We start from the raw sequence: 21,630 nt of genomic DNA on the forward strand, positions 1-21,630 counted from the left end.
ATGTGTTTGCTGTAGGCGATTACCTAATAGCCACAAAGACAGATGAAGTAAACGGCTTAGCTCAGAGGTTTAGATTGATCCTGAAAAAATGATCAAAAGATGACTAGTACCTATTGACCAACCAGAGGCTCATATGTGTTATATTTAAACAGCTAAATTTTCTTTTATATTCTTCCATGTTTTTTCAAGCACTAATTGGCATTTTTCTTCTAAATCATTCGCAATATCAACAATAGGTTGTTCATCTGAGTTAGGAGCATGAATGGCTTTATACAGCTTCTTTATTAGATCTTTTATTTCTATGGTGTGTTCTTCTTTTTCATCTAACATTAAGCGTAACCTTGAGCGATAACAAAGTAACTCTCGATATAAATCTTTAGCTTCTTCTGTTTCGTGAAACTTTAAAACCATCCCTCTTCTCACTGAGATAATAGAGACTAACGATATAAATTGAGACATGTTTTCTCTTAGTTCAGTTAGCCAAGCTTGACGTAATTCAGCGATTTTTTCTTGGCTTTGACTCTTCTGATTACTACGACTAATTTTTACAACCGCAATAGATGTTAGAATACTCCCAAGACCTATTGCACCAGTCAATATTATTGACGGCCAGTCAGGACTAATCGACATTAAAATTTGTTCATTACCACTACTAAGAATTAATTTATCTACACTCAAGTTTATCTCCACTACTCAATTAAATATAACAATTTAATAGTGCGCGAACCGCGCATTTTTCTATTTACAAATCGCGCACTTTCTTAATTTATCTATTTTTACCAAATTCAGTAACACTTTGCTACCTAAAGAAAAATTTGGACTTTGAAATTTTTATGATCCCACAAAAATGCGCGATTCGCGCACTTTCCTAAATATAGGGGAAACTAAACTATACTGTATAAACAAACAGCCAGACTAGGTATATAAAATGAAGAACATGCTTACATGGACATCCATGATAATTAACTGTTTAACAACCTAAGGTTTTAAATCGGCGCAGTTAATTTAGGAGTTAAAGGTCTCTGTTAGGCGAGCTGATGGGCTAAAGCCCAACCTACAAATTATCCATCCAGTAGTTGGCTTGTTGAATGTTTAAGCCAGGGCATTCTAAAATAGGGCTATGGTGATTTGAAATTAAACTTCTTCATAAAAAAGGGCCTTTCGGCCCTTTTTAACATACATCTACAAGCATTAAGTTACATTCAAGAGGCCTTTTTACAAAGATGGATGTGATACTAATCTAAAGCTATCAACATAAACTTCTGAACCGTCTTCTGGTGTCCCTTGTGAGGTTAAACTAAAGTCATCTATGCGGATATCGTCACCTAAGGTAGATTGATATTTTGCAAAAATGGTAATGCTTGAGTTAGCACCTGAGTTAAACGTTAAGGTGTCTGGCCTAAAGTCATCATCGCCTTCATTTTCGTCTGACAAATTGCCAAAAACAGAGTCTTTTGACGCGATAACATTGCTGCTGTCAAAGTCTCCATCCACTACGGCATCACCAGTATGGGCACCAAATAACACAATCGCATCTTGCTCATCACTGCTTTTGAGTAAGATATACATAGTTAAGGTGTATTCAGTATTAGGTTCAACCGTTACCGTTTGAGCTATGTATGGGTCGTAAGGTGTACCACTATCATCATCATTGTATTTGAATTTAATAGAGCCATTATTACCTGACGCAGAGTTATCTGAATCTTGAACTTGGCCAATCCCCGTGCCTTCATTGACTACCCAATCGTCTTGGTCATTATCAAAGTTAGGGTTTTCAATATCTGTGCTCAATAACACTGAGTCATCAATAGAAGCAGAAATTTCAACACTGGTAGCCGTACCTGAATTAAAGCTGACTGTCGTGAAGTTATAATTATCAGAGTTTGATTCAGCTGAATACATCACACCACCCACATCAGCACTCAGTTTACCCGGGCCAGAAATATAAGCCGACAAAGTATAATTGGTGTTCTCTTCGGTGGTAAGGGTTTGTGTTATTGAGTCTGTGGCACTGTCAAATTTGACACTGCTTCCCCTTGAGAATACTTCATCAGTATCTGTGGTTATTTCTGCGCCTGTGTTAGTCCAACCAGTAAAGTTTTGAGAGTCAAAGTCATCATTACTAATGGTTACCTGAGCAATATAAGGCGTACCGACAGGTGCGGTATAACTTAGCGGCCCAACTAAATCAGGTGTTAACAAGCCCCGCATATCTGTTGCAGCTAGCACTTCTGTCAGTATTTCATCAGCCCCAGATACGGTACTGTCAGAACGAGTCTGCCCGTCCATATCTTTTGTAGGTAGTGCAAAGCTGCCAGTATCCGCTGTTAAATCAGCAGACAAGTCTGCGCTATTTTCGGTGGGGCGATATAAACCATCACTGTCTTCACTTAACATGGGGTCAGCAAAGATAAACCCGTCAACACTGGCTACGTCTTCGTCATCAGCTAGGCTCTGCCCGTATATATAGTTGCCAGCAAATATTGAGTTATTAGGCATTTCGTCAGCATTTCTAAACACTGGGCCAATGGCATCAGCCACCACGTTATTGACAAAATATACCTCTTCGGCATTGTCATCTTCGTTGCCAGCAAACAGATTAATACTATTAACGCTGTCAACCACTGTGTTGTTGGCAACTAATACATTTTCTACATCTTGGTAACCATTTGAGGTTGAGCCATCTGATGCGCTTATTAAAATGCCGCCATAAAAACCAGAACTAGGATTACGGGCACCTTGAATATAGTTGTTGGTTACGCTGTGGTTAGCATCGACTATTCTTACGCCACCAGCGAATGGGTTGCCGTCACCAATAATATAATTATTATCGATAGTGGTACCTTCTCCGTGACGACTGACGATTGAGCCGCGACTGTTACGAATAGTATTGTGGGCAACCGTTACCCCCCCCGCTTTCACTGAGATAACCTCCGCTTCGCCATCTATCCGTTCAAAATAGTTATGTTCAACCACCGCAAATGAATCACTAGTATGGGTAGAGCTGGTACCGATTCGAATACCTTCATATTCGTTATCGCTATTATCAGCATAAGCTACGCCGCCAAAAGGTGGGCGGTCTGCAAAATAGTTGTGGTCGATTTGCGTTCTGTCTTCCGTGCCAGGCTCATCACCGCGCTCTACAATAAAGAGTGCTCCTCGGGTTTCTTTGCCTGATACCCAGTTATGATCAAAACGGTTACCACTGCCATAGATTTGGAACCATTTGGTGCTGTTGTCTTGGCCAGCATCCATATTTACAAAGGTGTTTTCAGTAATACGGCAGTTATTACATGCCGTATTACTGTTAGCTCGGGTCTGCAATAAACTGCTATCCATGTTGCCATCTTTAAACACAAAACCTTGGAAAACCGCATACGAACCCGTCATTCCAATTGAAGATTCACCATTAATGATAACCTCACCCGGTACTTCTGCAGCGACAGTAATAGGCAAGGCTTCTGTTCCTGCGCCACCAAAGCTCAGCTCAAAATCGCCGTAGGTGCCTGAAGCTAAACATACGGTTTCGCCCGGTGTCATATCATAACTAACCGCGTCTTCTAACTCGTCAGTAGAGCTAACGGTGACGGTACAGTTAACGGCAGGTACACTGTCATTGTCACCAATACTTCCCTTCGTTAACTCGGTAGTTGTAGTGCTAACACCAGAAATGGTAATTGAGATAGTGGCGTTGCTACCATCAGCAGAACTTACGGTAATCTCATCGACCACACTATCAGACTCATTAACTAAACCTAACACTGTGGTATTGGTAGTATCTAAGGTGTAGGTCCACATGCCATCGGCGGCTATCGAAAATGTACCATAGTTGCTTGCCACTGAAGTCTGCGGGGTAAAAACATCTTCATCTGTATCTACATCAGTGATAGTTAACGTACCACTAATAGCAGAGCTTTCATCATTGCTGATTGACGAGCTGTCTACACCATTACCTGAGCCAAAAGTAGGGTCATCATTTACCCCGTTTATGGTAATAGTCAAAGTAATCGCCGTACCATCCACAGAGCTGACGGTGATGGTGTCATCTACACTGTCGTTGGCACCTAAAGCAATTAACGTGGCATTAGTATTGTCTACTGTGTATGTCCACTGCCCGTCAGTGCCTATTGTGAAACTACCGTATGATGTAGCCACGGCACTTTGGGCTGCGGTCTCATCTTCTCCAGAATCAGGGTCGGTAACCACTAACGTACCGGTGCTAGTGGTGCCATCTGCATTCAGGCTTCCGCTGCTATCACCAGAAAATACAGCAGGCGTATTTGTGCTATCCACTCCAGAAATGGTAATAGCAATGGTGGTAGTGGTGCCATCAACCGAGGTCACAGTAATTGCTTCAGATAAGTTGCTAGTACTGCCAACTAGGGCTAATACATCTGAATTAGTGGCGTCTAGAGTGTAAGTCCATTGACCCGCGGTACTAATAGTAAAGGTGCCATATGAAGTAACAGTATCAGTTTGAGCAAGGGCTGCATCTTCGCCATCATCAGGATCCGAGACAGACAAAGTACCAGAGGTAGTTGTGTCTACTGATGTTAATGAGCCATTCAAATCCCCAGAAAAAGAGGCGCTGGTATTGTCTGTAGAGTCATCATCATTACTACTGCCACAAGCTGATAACGCTGAGACAATAGCTAAAGCTAAAATTTTCTGTTTCATGATTTATTCCTTTATTTGCTGTTTTAGAGCTTCAGTTCTGAGACCTAAAGATGCTGCCTAACATTGCTATTCAGATATCAGTGGGCAGTACCATAGCAAAAGACATTACCAAAAACACACAAATAAATAACATTTATTAAACATTTCATATGCAAATTGGTAATGCCAATTTAAAGAAAAAATAAATAACCAATAAAAACAATAAGATACAAGAATAATTAACCCGTTAGCGTTAAGGCTATAAATCAATTTTTGGTTATTAACATTGCTCCGAAACAAGCAAAACCTATATGACCAATTTAATAAATTTGGTTGTATAAATTATCTTTAGAACAAAAAAACGAAAGGGTACCTGAGCAGTGAGCAGTTTTTCAGCGACTGCATTTATGGTAACTAATTGGTAAACAGGGGGTGTGCTAGAGGTTAGTGCAAAACGCTCAATGTAATCAGAGCGTCCTAATACAAACTATAATTCGTCAGCTTCTTTAATACGCTCTTGGCGGGCCTGCTCTTCAGCAAAAGCAGCTTTGATTTCTTCAAGTACTGAGTCCACATTGGCAGCTTCACCAGAGTCTTCAAAGCTTCCGGTTAGTTGCGTCTCATGGGTCAGCTCTCCTGCTTCAAATAAAGCCCACATTTCATCGGCATAACGGGTGTGAATTAATTCAGGGGCATACTGGCCGTAATACTCGTTCATATTACGCACATCACGTTGTAACATACTAAAGGCGTTGTTATTCGCGGCAGCATCGACTACTTGTGGCAGGTCAATAATTACGGGGCCGTAATCATCAACTAACACATTAAACTCTGATAAATCGCCATGCACTAAACCCGCACATAACATTCTCATCACATACACCATCATAAGTGCATGATCTTCCTTGGCTTGCTCTGCATCCATAGAGACATCGTTCAATCTAGGCGCAACTTCACCTTCGTCATCTGTGACTAGCTCCATTAACAGTACACCATCATAACAACCGTATGGCTCGGGTACTCTTACATCAGCTTTAGCCAATTTAAAAAGCGCATCAACTTCAGTGTTTTGCCACGCTTCTTCTTGTTGTTTGCGACCAAACTTAGAGCCTTTTTCCATAGCACGAGCTCGGCGAGTATTACGTACTTTTCTGCCCTCTTGATACTGGGCTGCTTTTTTGAAGCTACGCTTCATTGCTTCTTTATAGACCTTGGCGCATCTGACTTCTTTACCACAACGCACTGCATAAACAGTTGCTTCTTTGCCACTCATCAATTGATATAAAACCTCATCAATTAAGCCATCAGCAACCAAAGGTTGTAGTCTTTTAGGTATTTTCATCTGGTCCTATAATTAAGCGACACCTGTCGCTGCAACAATATTTTTACGTAATTTTTGGGCTAAGGCCCAAAGCCTTTAATTAGTATGATAACAAAATTACACTGATGAAACAGTTTATCCACTAACAAATCATTACAGCCAAGCAAACAAGAATGACCTTCATATAATTGACACATAATTGCAATACAGTAGCCATCACAAGGCAGACAAAGTGGCTATGTAATAGTTCAGCACATGATATCTAATAGTCGAAAAACAAAATGAACCCAAAAGATTCTTTTTTTGCATCTATTCCAAAACTTAGGTTATTTGTGCAAACCCGCACTAAGAATAATGATCTGACAGATGATGTGGTTCAAGAAACCATGCTTAGAACGTTTCGTAGTAGAGAAATTGATAATCTTCAAAATCCACTTGCTTACATGGTAACTGTATCCAAAACAGTGCTGTTTGATCACTGGAAGTCAAAGCCAAAAGCAGAGGCAGATTTCCAACTCGACACTCTAGAAGACAAAAGTGCAGGTATCGAAGAAGTATATTTACAACAAGAAAAAATCCATATTTTACGTAATGTACTTGCAAATATGCCGGAGCTGAGAAGAAAAGTATTTGAAATGCGCCGTATCGAAGGCAAAAGCCGCGAAGATATAGCAGAAGAATTAGGGATATCAGTTGAAGCGGTTAAAAAGCATATTAATCGCGCCATGGTTGAATTAACAAGTTGCGCAGAAAAGCATGACTGGAATTTTTAGTGAAATATTTGTCCCCTTTTATGTTAAATGCACGTTTTAATTATATAAGCTTTAGCTCCCTAGTAGAGAAGTAGTAATGAAACCCGAAATACTGGAACAAGCGGCACTGTGGCTTGACCAAGAAACAGAATTAACAACTACCCAGCAGACTGAGTTAAAAGCATGGCTGCAAACCCCAGAACATGCAGCGGCCTATTATAAAATGCAGAAGTTACTCAGCTCAGAAATCCTAGCTGAAGCTTTACGTCAACCATCAAGTCCCCGGGTTATACCAATAAATAGCAAGCCAAAATCTAAGATACCACTAGCCATTGCAGCCTCTATAGCTTTGATATGTGGGCTTGTTTACATGACATTTCCAAATAACATAGTGCAAACCAAGTCAATTCAAACTGCGGCCCTTCGTACTCCCAATTATCATGTAGAAATCACAGCCCCCATTGCAAAACGTACATCAAGCTTGCTTGAAGATGGTAGCCATGTGCACCTTAACGCCAATAGCGTATTAAGTGTTTCTCAAACCAAAGAACAACGCTTTGCAGCACTTACCCAAGGACAAGTATTCTTTGATATAGCGCCAGACAAAAATAGACCTTTCGTGATTGATGCCGGTGATTCTGAAATAACCGTTTTAGGTACCTCTTTTGATGTGGAGCGTACTCCCAACTACACCAGCATTAGTGTTTACGAGGGGGTCGTAAAAGTAAAAGCTGATAAAGAAATTACCTTAACCAAAGGCCAAGGTATAAGAATCGAATCAGGCCAAATAATCAGCTATACAGATCAAATCCATCAGATGCTCCCCCTATGGCGCACCGGCTGGCTAGAAGTAACTGATGCAGCAATTACAGATGTAGCAACACAATTGCAGGCCTATCTAGACAAAGAAATTATTCTAGATGAGCCAGTAACAAGTTTGCGTATTAATGGGCGCTTTGCCCTAGACCGCCCCGAAGAGTCACTCATGCTTATTTCAAAAACCAACCAACTAGAGCTACACAATGAAGCACAACGTATTGTACTTCGTTCAAAGAAATAACCAGACAAGCATTTTAATTTCCCATGAGTGGGTTATGGGCCTAAACCATTGAAAGTTAGCCTAAAACCACCTTACTTACCGTGTTTACACGTTATCGTACCGTCATATGTCTACTTACTGCTAGGGGTTTTAGGGCTATTTCTAAGCCCCACAAGCTTTGCAGAGCAAGTGTTAAAAACCCACTATTTAAATTTTAAAAATAAACCTCTAGCTGAAGTCGTTAAGGAGTTTTCAGTAGTTTTTAATATTCCATTTGCGGTCAATTCAGATCTTGCTGATTCACAACTGGTAATTAACATTCAAGGTGAATATCCACTGGATGCAGCTTTAAACTCTATATTCCAAGAAACACCCATCACTTACGAAATATCTGAATTTGGTGTCATGATAGTTCCAAGGCTGGTACTTGAAGCACCCCAAGAGCTCTCCGCCATAGACAAGATAACAGTCACTGGTATCCGCGGGACCTTAAAACGCGCCAGAGACATAAAATACACAACCACAGAAATATCAGATGCCATTGCAGCTGAAGACATGGGTAATTACTCAGATATCAATATTGCAGAGTCACTACAAGGCATTCCAGGGGTAACCATAACCAGAGAAGCGGGAGAAGGGAGACAATTATCATTACGCGGCACATTGCCGGATTTTACCCAAGTGACCTTAAATAACATGCCTGTGCTGGCCAATAACGACTCTCCCATGGACAGCAGAGAACAAAAACAACGTGACCGTTCATTTGACTTCAACGTATTTTCTTCCGAGTTATTTAATCAAGCTCAAGTACTCAAGGCATATTCAGTGGAGCAAGTATCGGGAGGACTAGCGGGTACGGTAGCCCTGCAAACCAGTAAGCCATTTGATCAACCAGGCTTTAACTTAATTCTTTCACCGCAAATTGGCAACAATCAATACAGTGAAGGTTTAGCTAAGCGTTTCACAGGATTGATATCTAATACTTGGGGAAATTGGGGCTACCTGTTATCGGCCTCCTATGGAACAAGAGAGGCAGAAGAGCGCGGCGCTAATACCTTTAGGTGGCGACCCATAGCCCTGCCAGAGAGCTCTTTAACTTTATTACCCGAAGCCTTACAAGCAAGCTTACAAAGTGGCGATGTTATTATGCCAAAGGGCAACCGCTATTCAGTATGGCGAAGTGCACAAAGCCGTTTAGGTATTAGCCTAGCCTTGCAATATCAAGCTCCCAAAACATCAATCACTTTAGATGTACTGCATGCTCTTCTCGTTTCAGATAGAACAGAGTATCACCTATACCCAAGGGGTGACCAATCCACACCCATTATTGTTGACCAGACAAAAGTGTTAGATGCTGAAATAAACACCGTTCAAGAGCTAGTTTATGGGCTATATGAAAACGCACGGGTAGCCACCGAAAGTCGCGCACAGCAAACACAAACGGATTACAATCAAGTTGTACTAAATGCCAAAACTGCAATCAATGACAACTTAAGTGTCGCTTTGGTTGCAGGCATAGAAGACTCCAACTTTGACATTCCACTCAGTAACAAAATTTACACTAAGGGCCAAAGTAACCTTAGTGTCGACTACAGAGCAGACCGCTTCTTTGCTGATATACACTATGATAATGACTTGTTAGCCGCAGATATGTGGCAAATGCAAGAAATTGATTTAGAGGAATATTCTGCACATACCCGCTATCAACATGCCGAGATATCCTTTGAGCACCAGTTAAAGTCTGGGTTTTCTGCTAAATGGGGTGGTGAATACACCCAATTTAGCAATGCCAGTATCAGCTTATATCAAGACAATCTGTTAAAAGATAATTGGGCTGCATTTGCCAATGGGGTGGCGCTGGGCGAGCAAGACGAAAATAGTGCCATAAGTCGGGACAATACACTTCCTCAACATTTAGTCACTCCCCTTTATGCCCATCCCAAGGTTAATTGGTTAAGGTTACAAACCAATGCTGCCATTGAGTACTTTGGTATTGATCCCTTTCATTTGACAAATAATTCCCAAGAGATCACACAACTACAGAATGAAACAACTGAAACCAAAAAATCTGCTTTTGTGTTAATGTCATGGGGGAACACAGACCTAGATGCCAAGTTTGGCCTGAGATTGCAACAAGAAAAGGTAAAGGTTAACTACCATCTAACAATAGGTGATTTCTCCTCAGCGAAAACTCATCAGACCCTACTACCTAGCATTAACTTATCTTGGGAGTTTGAACCTGATTGGTTAATTCGCGCCGGTGTGTCTCGCAATACAGCAAGACCCTCCTTGAGTGACTTATCCAGCACACCTACTTACTTAGAGGATAGTAATACCCTACTCGGGTTGAATTACACTTTAGCACCTTATATTTCAAGTAATCTTGATCTCGCTCTAGAGGGCTATATTCAAGACAATATCTTGTTTTCGTTCTCTGCATTTTATAAACGAATTTCTGATTTTATCGCTACAAAATCTGAAACAATAAGATTTGCAGATACTGGGCTAGCTAATATTTTGCCAACAACCAATTTAACCCCAGACTCTACAGTTAAGTTAGTCACCAAAGATAACCATGAATCCGCTGCACTTAGTGGTATTGAAACTATGCTAGCTTACCAATGGTCTCATTTGCCAACACCATGGAAAAACATAGGAATGATTGGGCAGTATACTTTTACCAATGGCAGCATGAATTACTACAACGAGCTCACAGGTGAAAAGCTATTCAGAAAAGCCTTCCCTTATTTATCTAAACAAACGGCTTCAGTGACACTCTATTATGAAACAGACCTTCTCAGTACCCGTATATCAGCAACCTATCGCGACAAATACATTCATCAAGTCAATAGCCAAACTTTAGACGAAGAAGATGAAACAGGTTTTCACGCTACAGTTTATATTGATGCGAGCTTAGCTTATCAACTAAGTCCTAAGTGGCAGTTCAAAATACAAGCTCAAAACCTAAGTAATCAAAGGGAAGAGCAATACAGCGACTCAGCAGACAGGGCGTATAACTCAGTTACCAGTGGCCGAACCTACTATTTGGGATTAACTTATCAGTACTAGCCCCCTCTCATTGGTTAGCCCTTAACTCTTTAAAACAACCACACTCATTCGTTACATTCCTAGTGGTTGACTTGATGTGTTTTTTCTCCCATAAGAATATGTGTTAGGTAGCCCTTACTTGGACTAACTACCTTTGAAAATAGTGGTTGTTTTTGTTTCGGAAAATAAAAAGCCAGCATAAATGCTGGCTTCTAAACCGTCAGTGAATATTAAGACGATAGCTTGTATTTATTAATAAATTAAAAGCTGTAAGTAGCCCCCACATAAAACGTACGACCATTCTTAGTGGTGTTATAGAGTCTATCAGCACTATCACTGTATTGCTCTTCGCGTACATCCGTTAAGTTCGTTCCCTCTATGGTCACTTTAACCTGCTCTGATACATTGTAGAAAGCAGAAAAATCAACATAAGTGGTCGCGTGAAACCCCCTTTCATCTTCATCACTGTTAGAAGAGACATTCGAAATATAGTCACTTCGATATGCAGCAGAAACTCGCGCCCCCCAAGTATCTTGCTCGTAATAGATGGTGAAATTACCAGAGTGCTCAGATAAACCAGGGAAAGATTTATATTCATCAACACCCGTGTTACCTACGTTACGGTATAAGGCTTCACCATCTGCATAGGTATAATTGGCGATCATCCCTACATGATTAAAAGGTGCTGGTAAAAAGTCAAAATCACGTTGAAACGCTAACTCATAACCTACTATGTCACTGTTATCGGTATTGATTGGTTGAATAACAGTAAAGATAGTGTCGGCTGACTGAGGGTTACCAAGCTCATCTACCTCTCCTAAAAACGACAATGCATAACCGGTGTCACCGTAGGCCACCTCTGTGGTGTCAGTAACAATAAAGTTATCGATAGATTTATTAAAATAAGCAAAAGAAACATAACCCACTTCATCAAAATAGTATTCGATACCCATTTCGAAATTATTTGACTCAAAAGGCTCTAAATTAGGGTTACCAGCAGAAATACTTAATCCATTGGTAGAGGTTGGATCATTCTCTACAGTTCCAGCAGCATTCAACGCGCTTAAAGAAGGGCGCGTAATGTTCTTACCTAGACTTGCTCTTACCACTAAATTATCCGTTGCGTCCCACGCGATATTGACTGTAGGTAGTACGCCTGAATAATCTTGAGTTACTTCGGCTAACTCATCGTTTACCACACCAAAAGAACTTATAGCCGTATCATAATAACGAGCACCTATGTTGCCTCGTAAAAAGCCGCCTGCAAAGTCAGCCTCAAATTCATATTGTAAATAGGCACCTAGGGTATCTTCAGTCACTTTATCTGAAAACTCTGCCTTAGCTAAATTACTATCAATACCAAACGCGTTTAACACACCGTTCACATTAACCGCTAGCCACTCTTGCTCTTTATGACCGGTATAAGTGTAGGTAAGGCTAGGGTCGACAATATCGCTAACATCACCTTCTTGCCATTCAGTGCGCAAAAGATTACCAGTACTATTTTCCCACGCTTCATTTTCAAAAGTTTTTAATGATAAACCTGCCGAGATAGCACTGGCACCACCTAATATATAAACGCCGTCAATTTTGGCAATATCAAAGGAGTTCTCGATTTGATCTTCTTCTAAATCGATTTCATGGTAGCGGTATTCGTTGACATCTGTCACATCATAACCATAAGTGTTCACACCATAGAAACGGTCTTGTCTGTAATCAATGGTTTGCTCACCAAAAGACTCCAAATAAACCTTAGTGCTACCGGTTTCAAATTCACTGGTTGACGTACCTAATAAAGCAGTCAAAGTAAAGTCTTGGTTAACGTTCCACTCACTGTTTAATACCATTTGTGTAAAGGTAGTATCGGCGTATTGCTGACGGCTCTCTGAGTGAAGAGCGGCATTGTCAAAATGGGAATAAATCACTTCGTTACCCGCATTGTATTCAATGTCTAATAGACTTGAACAAACGGCCTCGTTGGCAACTTCTTGAATATTAACGTAGGTTGGGCCAGTACAACCTAAAGCAGTAGAGCTAGAGCCGCGGCTTTGTAAATGAAATTCATCTCGTGCATTATCTAGAACACCATACAAGCCATCAAACCCTATATTAAAGTTATCACTTGGGCGATATTGCAATGCTACAGTAGCCCCCACTCTGGTTTGTTCATTATCAAATGTTGAATAACGGCTACCACGAGAAAAACGTAGCTCGCCAGAATTAACCGCTGCTTGGTCTACTTCTGACAATGCAGAAATATCTGAGCCTTGTGAGTTTCTCAAACGCCAGCGATAAGTATCAAAGCCCTGTTCACTAGTATTACGTTTACTATAAGCTACTGATACCAACGCGCCAAAATCTCCCCAGGTATTCGAAATTAACCCGGCAATACGAGGACTCGTTCCATCAGCCAAAGTGTTTTTTCCTATTTGCCCACTCACGGCACCTTTAAAGCCATCGTAGTCAAAAGGTTTAGCTGTTACTAAGTTAACCGTACCGCCTATGCCGCCTTCATCCATATTGGCAGAAAAGGACTTACTCACGTCTACTCGATTGAATAACTCTGAAGCAAAAATATTAAAATCAAACGCACGAGAACGGCTAATAGAGCCTCGGCTGTCCATAGCAGAAGACGAGGTACCTAATGCTTCCATGCCGTTAAGTTGCACTTGGGTAAAATCTGGCCCTAAACCACGTAGAGATATTTGGCGACCTTCCCCCCCTTCTCTAGTAATAGCAATACCAGGAATACGCTGTAGCGCATCAGCAAGGTTAAGATCCGGGAAGTCAGCTATATCTTCAGCCACGATAGAATCTTGAGAGCCTAGGGCTTCACGTTTTAAATCTCGCGCTTTAAGTAAGCTTCCTCGAAAGCCATTTACTTCAATCTTTTCAATATCTTGATTGCCAGAGTCTTGATTACTTTGCGCCAATGATGCAGCAGACACTGAACTTAGTCCGGCTATTACCGCTAATACTAGAGGTTGTTTAATAAAACGTTTTTGCATGTGAAACTCCAAAAGTGTATTTAAATTTTAATTGTTAAGCCTTGATGAAAAGGCATGAAAAATAGGGTTAGGACGAATGAAATGGTTAGTGTTAAAAACAACGGAATACCCAGCCTCTTGGGCCTGAATTGAGCCTTGATAAAAATCACTAGAAATTACCTGTGCGCCACTATTAAAAGCAGCTTCTTTGCGGCTAGCACGTTGAAGATTAGTCGCACTCAAATTAGCGTCTGAGCGGGTTCTAACCATGTAGCCCTGCTTCACAGCCGAGTGGATTTCTGCAAATTTATTAATGGGATCATTTATGATTAAAAAGGCAGACTCTGCTTGGCCTGGGGCAAAAGATGCAAACATGGCTCGGCCCTTTAAAGAAGCATGCTCAGCTGCATACAAACTTTTTTGCCTAGGGTTACCATCAAATAAGAATAAGAACTTACCTCTTAGCTCTGCTAGCTCTGGCCATCCTTGCGTCAGCACAGCTTTTTCTAAGGTAGAGTAATTGCCCCGCAGCTTGTCTGGGGTAAACAGTTTTTCTTTTGGCACAACTTGCCTAATTTCATTGTCTATCTGGGCATAGTCTTTGGAGTGAAAAGTGAAAGGCTGCTGTCCTTTGATAAAACCAACAGACGTTTCTTTAACATTAACTAAAATGATGAATGGAAAATGATTGGGGTGAGCCTCAGACCAGCTTAAAAGTTGACTTAGGCACTCTTTAAACATGTTACAGTGAGACTTAACATCAACATCAGGAATATGTAAAACCTTCAAACCTGGCTGCTTGAGTAACTCTCGCTCTGATTCACTTAGTAACGGTTGATTGAGAGTCTTTTCCAGTTTGGGATGTGCATACATGCCAATAGTAGGGTCAAGTAGTAAATCAATTTCAAAGTGTCGAATACCAAGATTTAATTGCTGCTTTAGCGGTGGGTGGGAATAATCAATCGCCTTAGCTAACTTTGGATCATGAGCCATGACATAAGTTAAGGCGGAACTTGGCATCACTTGTTTGTAGCTATTATGTGATCCAATTACTTGGAACTGATTGAGGGGTTCTGCACAAAGCGGCAAGCTTCCAAACAGCCCCAAAAAACTCAATACCTTAGTTATTTTACTTAAATTACTCACAGTAAATTACTCTGTCTGTATTAACTGACCCTATTGAGTAGTAATCCCCTTAAAAGGGGACAGAGCATTTTCTGCTAGCTAGCAATCTTCATAAAAGTGTCACATAAAACACTGTTTTTAAAACTATTTTACAATAATTTGTCCCCTTTTAGGTTGTGACTCAGTCTTACTATGATCAGTCAAAAATACTGCATAAAAAACCCTATGATGAATATGAGAATGCTAAAGAAAGTAATAAGCCTATTAGTGATTCAGTTTTGCTTTGTGATGCCAATAACGACATACGGGGCTACGCCCCCAAAACAAAGTATCAAGATTGCATTTTTAGCAGATATTCACCTCCATGATATTTATGCAGATATAGAACTCTCCTCTGACCAAGGCCAAGACTTATTTCCTACAGATAAAGACAAAAAGACACTGATAATGCGGAGTATGTCTTCCCAGTTAAAATCAACCCGCCTTTTTAATGAAAACTATTTTGTTCTAACCGCAGCACTAGACGATATTGTTGCTAGAAACATAAAATTAGTGGCGTTACCTGGCGACTTTACAGACGATGGTCAACCAATCAATGTACTGGCTGTCAAAGCCATTTTAGATAGATACAGCCGAGACCATGACATACAATTTTTTGTCATTACAGGTAACCATGATCCAGTTAGACCATTTAGTGTGCCCGGTGGGAAAAGTGATTTTTTGCTGCAAAACGGCGAAGAAGCTGGAATTTACAGCCTCAATCATAGCAAGTGTAAAACTCAGTCTGATAATCAAAAGCAAGTTTATTGTTCAAAAGACATTCAGCACTGGGGTTATCAGGAAATAATGGAGTCTTTAGCCCACCATGGCTTTATGCCAAAAGCAGACTACCTGTATTATGAAACACCTTTTACCGAATCCAATGGCAACCCTGCTGTAGAGCATTCTATGCAAAAGCGTTATTTGGATTGGTGCTCAGATGACCAACCCAAGCTATGTTACAAAATGCCAGATGCAAGTTACCTAGTAGAGCCCATTGATGGCTTATGGGTGTTAGCCATAGACGCAAACGTATATGTCATTGATGATAACGATAATCACAAGTTTCAAGGCTCAAGCAATGCTGGTTACAATGCAATGTTTAGATATAAAAAGCCGGTGTTAGATTGGATTGAGTCTGTGGTTACTCGCGCAAAACAATCTAACAAGCAGTTAGTGGCCTTTAGTCATTTTCCAATGACAGATTTCTATGATGGCGCGTCCAAAAAAATGCGCGCTCTATTCGGTAAAAACACATTTCAAATGAAAAGGTTACCCACTCAGCAAACAGAAAACCTATTAGCTAACACAGGACTACAATTACACTTTGCGGGCCACATGCATATAAATGATACTGGCTCGGCAAAATCAGACTCTGGCAGCACCTTATATAACATTCAAGTTCCTAGCTTAGCGGCATATCAACCCGCTTATAAATTACTCACATTATCTGCAGCAAACATTGCGGAAATAGAAACTATTTCAGTCAGTAAAGTGCCTAAATTTAATACGCTTTTCACTCACTACCAAACTGAATGGCACTTTAATCACAGCCATAAACTCCCCAACTGGGACCAAGACATACTGGCCGTAAGTTCATATGCAGAGTTCACAGACAAACATTTACAAGGGGTCATTACAAATAGGTATTTGCCCAAAGAGTGGCCGCAAGATTTAGTCTCTTTTTTAGAAAACAATTCGTTATCAGCGCTTTTAGCCCTTAACAGCTGCGCCCCTCTCGACGATTTAGCAAATCAGGATTACGAGTCGATAGCAGCAAACAATGCCTTAACTTTAATTTATGATTTCTACCGAGTTAAAAATGCGGATCATATTGCAGCCATTAACGCCAACAAGAAGAGGTTTTACCTGTATTTAAATCAAGCCTATGAGAACTGCGAAGTAGAAAACAACCAATTGTTTACACAGCTACAGAAACTACTATCTACCCTCGCCCTAATGCTACAAAGCGAGCCCAGTGCTAATTTTATTATCGACTTAAATACCAATACCCTAACGAATAAAACTGAAGAACCGCAGTAACATAAATCGACAATAAAGCTTATTGGTTAATGAATGATAATCCTTTAAGCTTTCCACATACTCTAATTTATTTGAAGCAGATAATGAGCCCCCATAGCGACGTCACCAAACGATTTTTATTAGCCACCAAACGCGCTGAAATTAATGCCCTACAATTGGTTGCCTCTAATTGCCAAGTGGTGACAACAGTTTCTGAACTTATCCATCAACTGCAAAAAGAAAGAGGGATCAGTAATATCTTTTTAAGCAGTGCAAATAGAAGGTTTGAACAAGAGCACAAAGATCAAATTGATAGGGGAATTCGAGCAGAAGAGTTATTGCGAAGCCAATTAAAAGCTAAATATCTGCACTCAGATGAAATATCTAACAACATGCGTTTGTTGAACACCATTACCTTAGCCCTACAAGGGTTAGATTATATTTCAACCCTGAGATACAAGGTACAAAAGCAAGAACTGACGGCCATAGAGTCAATGCAAGCTTACAACCAACTTATTAAAGGCTTGCTGTCAGTGGTTTTTGAAGCGGCTGATGTAGGCAGTGACCCAAGTATTACTAAGATATTAGTGGCGTTATTTAATTTCATTCAAGGTAAAGAATACGCAGGGCAAGAGCGAGCTTGCGGCGCGTTAGGTTTTTCTAAAAGCATGTTTGACCAATCTCTGTGTGAGAGTTTGATTCAGCTACAACAAGCCCAAACCGATAGTTTTACAACCTTTGAAGAATTTGCTTCGAATCAAGAAAATACCTTATGGCACTCATTACAAGACAAAAATACAAACAAGCAGTTGCAACAAATGCGCACTATGATGCAGCAGCTTGCTGATGGCTCCGCCATTTCTTCAGAAATTAGCGAAGTATGGTACGAACTCACCACCCATCGAATTGATGCCATGCGGGCCATTGAAGAACAACTTACTTCAAGGCTATTGCAAGTGGCAAAACAGCGAGTTGAGCAGGCAGATAAAGAATTATTAGAACATAAAAAACGCGTTAAAAAGTTAGGGCCCAAGTCACCTCTTTCTCCTGAGCTCACCTTGGATATGGTACTCAACATATCTGCTGACAATATCCCTAAAACTTATAACTCTCAGTTAAATGATCTTGCAGATAACTCTCTATACGACTTACTCCGTGAGCAGTCTGAAAATATTAAAAAGATGACAAGTGAATTAGAACTTGCGAAACAAGCAATCGCTGAGCAGAAAACCATTAACCGCGCCAAACTATTGCTTATGCAACAGCTAAACTACAATGAGTCTCAGGCTCACAGAGCATTACAAAAACAGGCCATGGATCAAAAAGTTAGCCTTGCTGAAATGGCTGGATTAATAATAAAAGTAACAAGTGGTAAAAATTAATCTACAAAAGAAATAAGCCAAAACTGGAACCAAGTCGTAACAATAACCATGACGACATATATTTTAATGGATTGAGAAATGAAGAGATGCAGTCTGGTCATTCTGTCCAGCATTATACTATCAACAGGGTGTGCGACAACTATGCAAAAATTAGGCGTTCAAAACGGGCAACTCACACAATGCTCATCAAAGCCAAATTGTGTTTGTAGCCAAGCAAAAGACGAGGCACATTTTATTGAGCCTATTCTGAGCAAAGGAACACAAAAACAAACAAAAGACCGACTGGTAGCGATTCTTAATGCCGAGAAACGTGCAAAAATTAAAGCCGCAGATAGCGACTATATAAAGGTTGAGTTTGCTTCTAAGATCTTTCGTTTTGTAGATGACGTTGAGTTTTATTTTCCAGACACAGGGTCAACAGAACTACTAATACAGGTTAGATCAGCCTCTAGAGTTGGGTATTCAGACTTAGGGGTTAACCGAAAACGAATAGAAAGTATTCGTCAGCAACTTAACAGTAAAAGTTAAATGGTCTTGCAGATAACTCCCTATACGACTTACTTCATGAGCAATCTGAAAATATTAAAAAGATCACAAATGAACTAGAACTTGCGCTACAAGCAATTGCCGAACAGAAAACCATTAACAGAGCCAAGCTATTACTTATGCAACAACTAAAATACAACGAATCTCAAGCCCATAGGACATTACAAAAACAGGCAATGGATCAAAAAGTTAGCCTAGCTGAAATGGCAGGATTAGTCATTAAAGCCAGTGGTTCAAAATAATATGGCAATACAAAAAGTAGCAGTCATTACAGGGGCTAGCCGTGGGATAGGCGCGGCGACGGCGAAGTTATTTGCCAAGCAAGGTTATGCTGTATGCATCAACTATAAATCTAACAAGCTAGCCGCTGAGTCAATCGCTCAGGCTATCACCTCTGATGGCGGAAGGTGTATCTCCATTCAAGCTGATGTGTCCAATGAAACTGACGTGACTAGCATGTTCGCAACAGTAGATAAAACCCTAGGGACGGTATCGGTTTTAATAAACAATGCAGCAATGTTAAAAACACAATCTCGCCTAGATCATATGACGGCTGCCCGTATCAACCAAGTACTCACAACCAACATCACAAGTTATTTTTTATGCTGCCGCGAAGCGGTAAAAAGAATGTCTACTGCCTATGGTGGCGATGGCGGGGTTATTGTAAACGTATCATCGGCAGCCGCTAGAACGGGCTCCCCCAATGAATATATAGATTATGCGGCATCTAAAGGTGCAATTGATACGCTAACAAAAGGGTTGTCATTAGAAGTTGCTGCAGAAGGTATTCGGGTAAACTGCGTGCGACCAGGGTTAATTTACACCGACATGCATAGTGATGGTGGTGAACCCCAAAGAGTAGAGCGTTTAAAAAATGCCATACCCATGAAACGAGGCGGACAACCCGCAGAAGTAGCTGAAGCTATTTATTGGCTAGCTTCAGACAAATCTTCTTTTGCAACGGGTAACTTTTTAGATTTAGCAGGTGGCTTGTAACCCTAGTTAATGGCTAAATGCCAGCCTGAACTTAAACGTTATTTAGCCAACAATACCACTATTTGTTTATGAAGCTCTTCAGCATCGAGTTGCCCATAGTGAATGACTAAATCTGACTTCCCGTCTTTATTTAAATCTACCGAATCTATGGATGACGCATTTTGTGGCATGGTCATTTTTTGTCTTAAAGAGCGCCTTGCATACGGTTTCTTATCATCTGGGGTGGCAAAGAGTACGCGAATAGCTGAGTCACCATCGGAAAAAAGTATATCTTTAACACTATCTCCATTTATATCGACCACTTTGATAAGAGGCTCCCCAGTGGCACCTTGAGATAAGCTAAAAGTCATTTCTACTTCTTGGCTTACCAAAGGCTTTTCCTGGTATTCGCCATTTTCATCCATGGCAAACAACAACACATCCTGATCGATACCTCCTGATAAAAGTGCGCCAATAATTTGAGAAATTCCAATATCAAATGAGGATACAAAGACCTCTTGAATACCATCACCTTCTAAGTCAACAAATGCTAATCCAGATAAGGTTTCATCCCACTCAACGCTAGTATTAGCCTCTTCTGAGTACTTAAGCTTTTGTTGTTGTTTCTGCCCAAAATAAAATTCAAACTCGATATTTTTATCTAATACACCTGAACTCTGGGTAAATTGTACGGCTAGGTCTGGAATACCATCACCATTGAGATCTGTAATCTCTTTAACAGTACGATGTTCTAAATCGCTTTGATTTAGCCCCCTACCGTTAGGGCCTTTCATATCCCACCAGTTCAAGCCATGTATAGTTTGTGCCAATGGTATTAATGTTGGCTCTATTGAAAACTGCATATCTGACTGTTGCAGAAAAACGTTTAGGGCGCCTTGCTCCACTATGATTAAATCGCTCTTGCCATCGAAATTCATATCTTCAAAAAAAAGCTCGTTTTCATAAAATGAAACTCGGTCTTCTTCCATTTCTATTCTTGAATCGATAGGCAGTTTTTGAGGGTGCCTTAATCCGCAGCAATCCGACAACCATAAATTAAGAGACTCAAAGCTCTGTAACACTAGGTCGTTTAGGCCATCATTATTAATATCCTGAATAAAATTTTGATGTATAAAAACGTCAGCAATATTAACTAAATACAAAGAAGATACTTGTTCTTCCTCAAGCATCCGTGAAGGGTGTGACATGTGGGTAGGAATATATCTAGTGACTAAGTGTTTAGATAAAAAATAAATGCTCTGTAAGCCGGTATGGTCAGGGTCGCCCACATCATAAGCAAATACTTTGGGGTCGATAGTGACGCTTTCATGTGTAAGATATTGGCCTGTCTCTGGGTCTAACTTTAAGATCAACAAAGTACGTTGCTGCTGCTCATCTACACCCACTACAATTAACTCAACACCCTCATCAATCAATACATCAGCGGCTAAGACTGGCTGAGTTACCGTAATATCTAATGGAATAACTTGCTGCTTAAAAAGCTCGGTATATTTGGCGTGGCTCGGCCAAGCAAACGTCCACAATAACGTGACTAAAACTATTGAGGGCAATATAAATTTAGACATCTGACTCTGTTACTCCATGTGTACAATTATAATAATCATCAATTTAGCAAATTTCACTGACAGGTATATGACAAAACTGTAAGGGATTAATACAAGTCCCATCACCATGCTAATGATTGTTTAAAAACACCATCTTACTGTTTTTAATATAA

General features: G+C 40.4%; 14 protein-coding genes. 8 read left to right on the top strand and 6 right to left on the bottom strand.

What is annotated here, in order from left to right:
• Positions 1-144: 144 nt before the first annotated feature.
• The 3 genes from ABJE44_RS16875 to ABJE44_RS16885 form a co-directional block, all read right to left on the bottom strand.
• Positions 145-678 carry a hypothetical protein gene (locus tag ABJE44_RS16875; protein ID WP_348112738.1) on the bottom strand — a complete coding sequence of 178 codons (534 nt, stop codon included), beginning with the start codon at positions 676-678 and terminating at the stop codon, positions 145-147.
• 537 nt (positions 679-1,215) lie between these two features.
• Entirely contained in the window at positions 1,216-4,677 is a 3,462-nt protein-coding gene (locus ABJE44_RS16880) for a chondroitinase-B domain-containing protein (protein WP_348112739.1), read from the bottom strand.
• Positions 4,678-5,143: 466 nt separating this feature from the next.
• Complete coding sequence (locus ABJE44_RS16885; RefSeq protein WP_348112741.1) at positions 5,144-5,998, bottom strand: PA4780 family RIO1-like protein kinase; 855 nt, start codon at positions 5,996-5,998, stop codon at positions 5,144-5,146.
• Between the two features lie 260 nt (positions 5,999-6,258).
• Here ABJE44_RS16885 and ABJE44_RS16890 point away from each other — a divergent pair, with 260 nt between their 5' ends.
• From ABJE44_RS16890 to ABJE44_RS16900, 3 genes are all read left to right on the top strand, one after another.
• The gene (locus tag ABJE44_RS16890) at positions 6,259-6,750 is read left to right on the top strand and encodes an RNA polymerase sigma factor (protein WP_348112743.1); all 492 of its coding nucleotides are present in this window, start codon (positions 6,259-6,261) and stop codon (positions 6,748-6,750) included.
• Between the two features lie 76 nt (positions 6,751-6,826).
• Positions 6,827-7,789 (top strand): FecR domain-containing protein, encoded by a 963-nt coding sequence (locus ABJE44_RS16895; protein WP_348112744.1) that lies wholly within the window; start codon positions 6,827-6,829, stop codon positions 7,787-7,789.
• Between the two features lie 48 nt (positions 7,790-7,837).
• A complete protein-coding gene (locus tag ABJE44_RS16900) occupies positions 7,838-10,837 on the top strand; it encodes a TonB-dependent receptor (RefSeq protein WP_348112745.1) in 3,000 nt (999 codons plus the stop codon).
• Between the two features lie 239 nt (positions 10,838-11,076).
• Here the strand turns inward: ABJE44_RS16900 and ABJE44_RS16905 are convergent, their stop codons facing one another.
• Complete coding sequence (locus tag ABJE44_RS16905) at positions 11,077-13,824, bottom strand: TonB-dependent receptor (protein WP_348112746.1); 2,748 nt, start codon at positions 13,822-13,824, stop codon at positions 11,077-11,079.
• A gap of 27 nt (positions 13,825-13,851) precedes the next feature.
• Positions 13,852-14,949 (bottom strand): Ca2+-dependent phosphoinositide-specific phospholipase C, encoded by a 1,098-nt coding sequence (locus ABJE44_RS16910; RefSeq protein WP_348112747.1) that lies wholly within the window; start codon positions 14,947-14,949, stop codon positions 13,852-13,854.
• A gap of 219 nt (positions 14,950-15,168) precedes the next feature.
• Between ABJE44_RS16910 and ABJE44_RS16915 the strand changes: the two genes are divergently transcribed.
• The 5 genes from ABJE44_RS16915 to ABJE44_RS16935 all read left to right on the top strand — a co-directional run bounded on the left by ABJE44_RS16915 (position 15,169) and on the right by ABJE44_RS16935 (position 19,913).
• Complete coding sequence (locus tag ABJE44_RS16915) at positions 15,169-17,010, top strand: metallophosphoesterase (protein WP_348112748.1); 1,842 nt, start codon at positions 15,169-15,171, stop codon at positions 17,008-17,010.
• A gap of 83 nt (positions 17,011-17,093) precedes the next feature.
• Entirely contained in the window at positions 17,094-18,371 is a 1,278-nt protein-coding gene (locus ABJE44_RS16920; RefSeq protein WP_348112749.1) for a nitrate- and nitrite sensing domain-containing protein, read from the top strand.
• Between the two features lie 141 nt (positions 18,372-18,512).
• The gene (locus ABJE44_RS16925; protein ID WP_348112750.1) at positions 18,513-18,899 is read left to right on the top strand and encodes a DUF1499 domain-containing protein; all 387 of its coding nucleotides are present in this window, start codon (positions 18,513-18,515) and stop codon (positions 18,897-18,899) included.
• A gap of 95 nt (positions 18,900-18,994) precedes the next feature.
• Complete coding sequence (locus ABJE44_RS16930; RefSeq protein WP_348112883.1) at positions 18,995-19,159, top strand: ANTAR domain-containing protein; 165 nt, start codon at positions 18,995-18,997, stop codon at positions 19,157-19,159.
• Position 19,160: 1 nt separating this feature from the next.
• Positions 19,161-19,913 (top strand): SDR family oxidoreductase, encoded by a 753-nt coding sequence (locus ABJE44_RS16935; RefSeq protein WP_348112751.1) that lies wholly within the window; start codon positions 19,161-19,163, stop codon positions 19,911-19,913.
• Between the two features lie 38 nt (positions 19,914-19,951).
• Here the strand turns inward: ABJE44_RS16935 and ABJE44_RS16940 are convergent, their stop codons facing one another.
• Positions 19,952-21,478, bottom strand: coding sequence for a VCBS repeat-containing protein (locus ABJE44_RS16940; RefSeq protein WP_348112752.1), 1,527 nt, complete (start codon positions 21,476-21,478; stop codon positions 19,952-19,954).
• Positions 21,479-21,630: the final 152 nt, after the last annotated feature.

The organism is Paraglaciecola sp. (genome assembly GCF_039942875.1).
Taxonomy (GTDB): domain Bacteria; phylum Pseudomonadota; class Gammaproteobacteria; order Enterobacterales; family Alteromonadaceae; genus Paraglaciecola.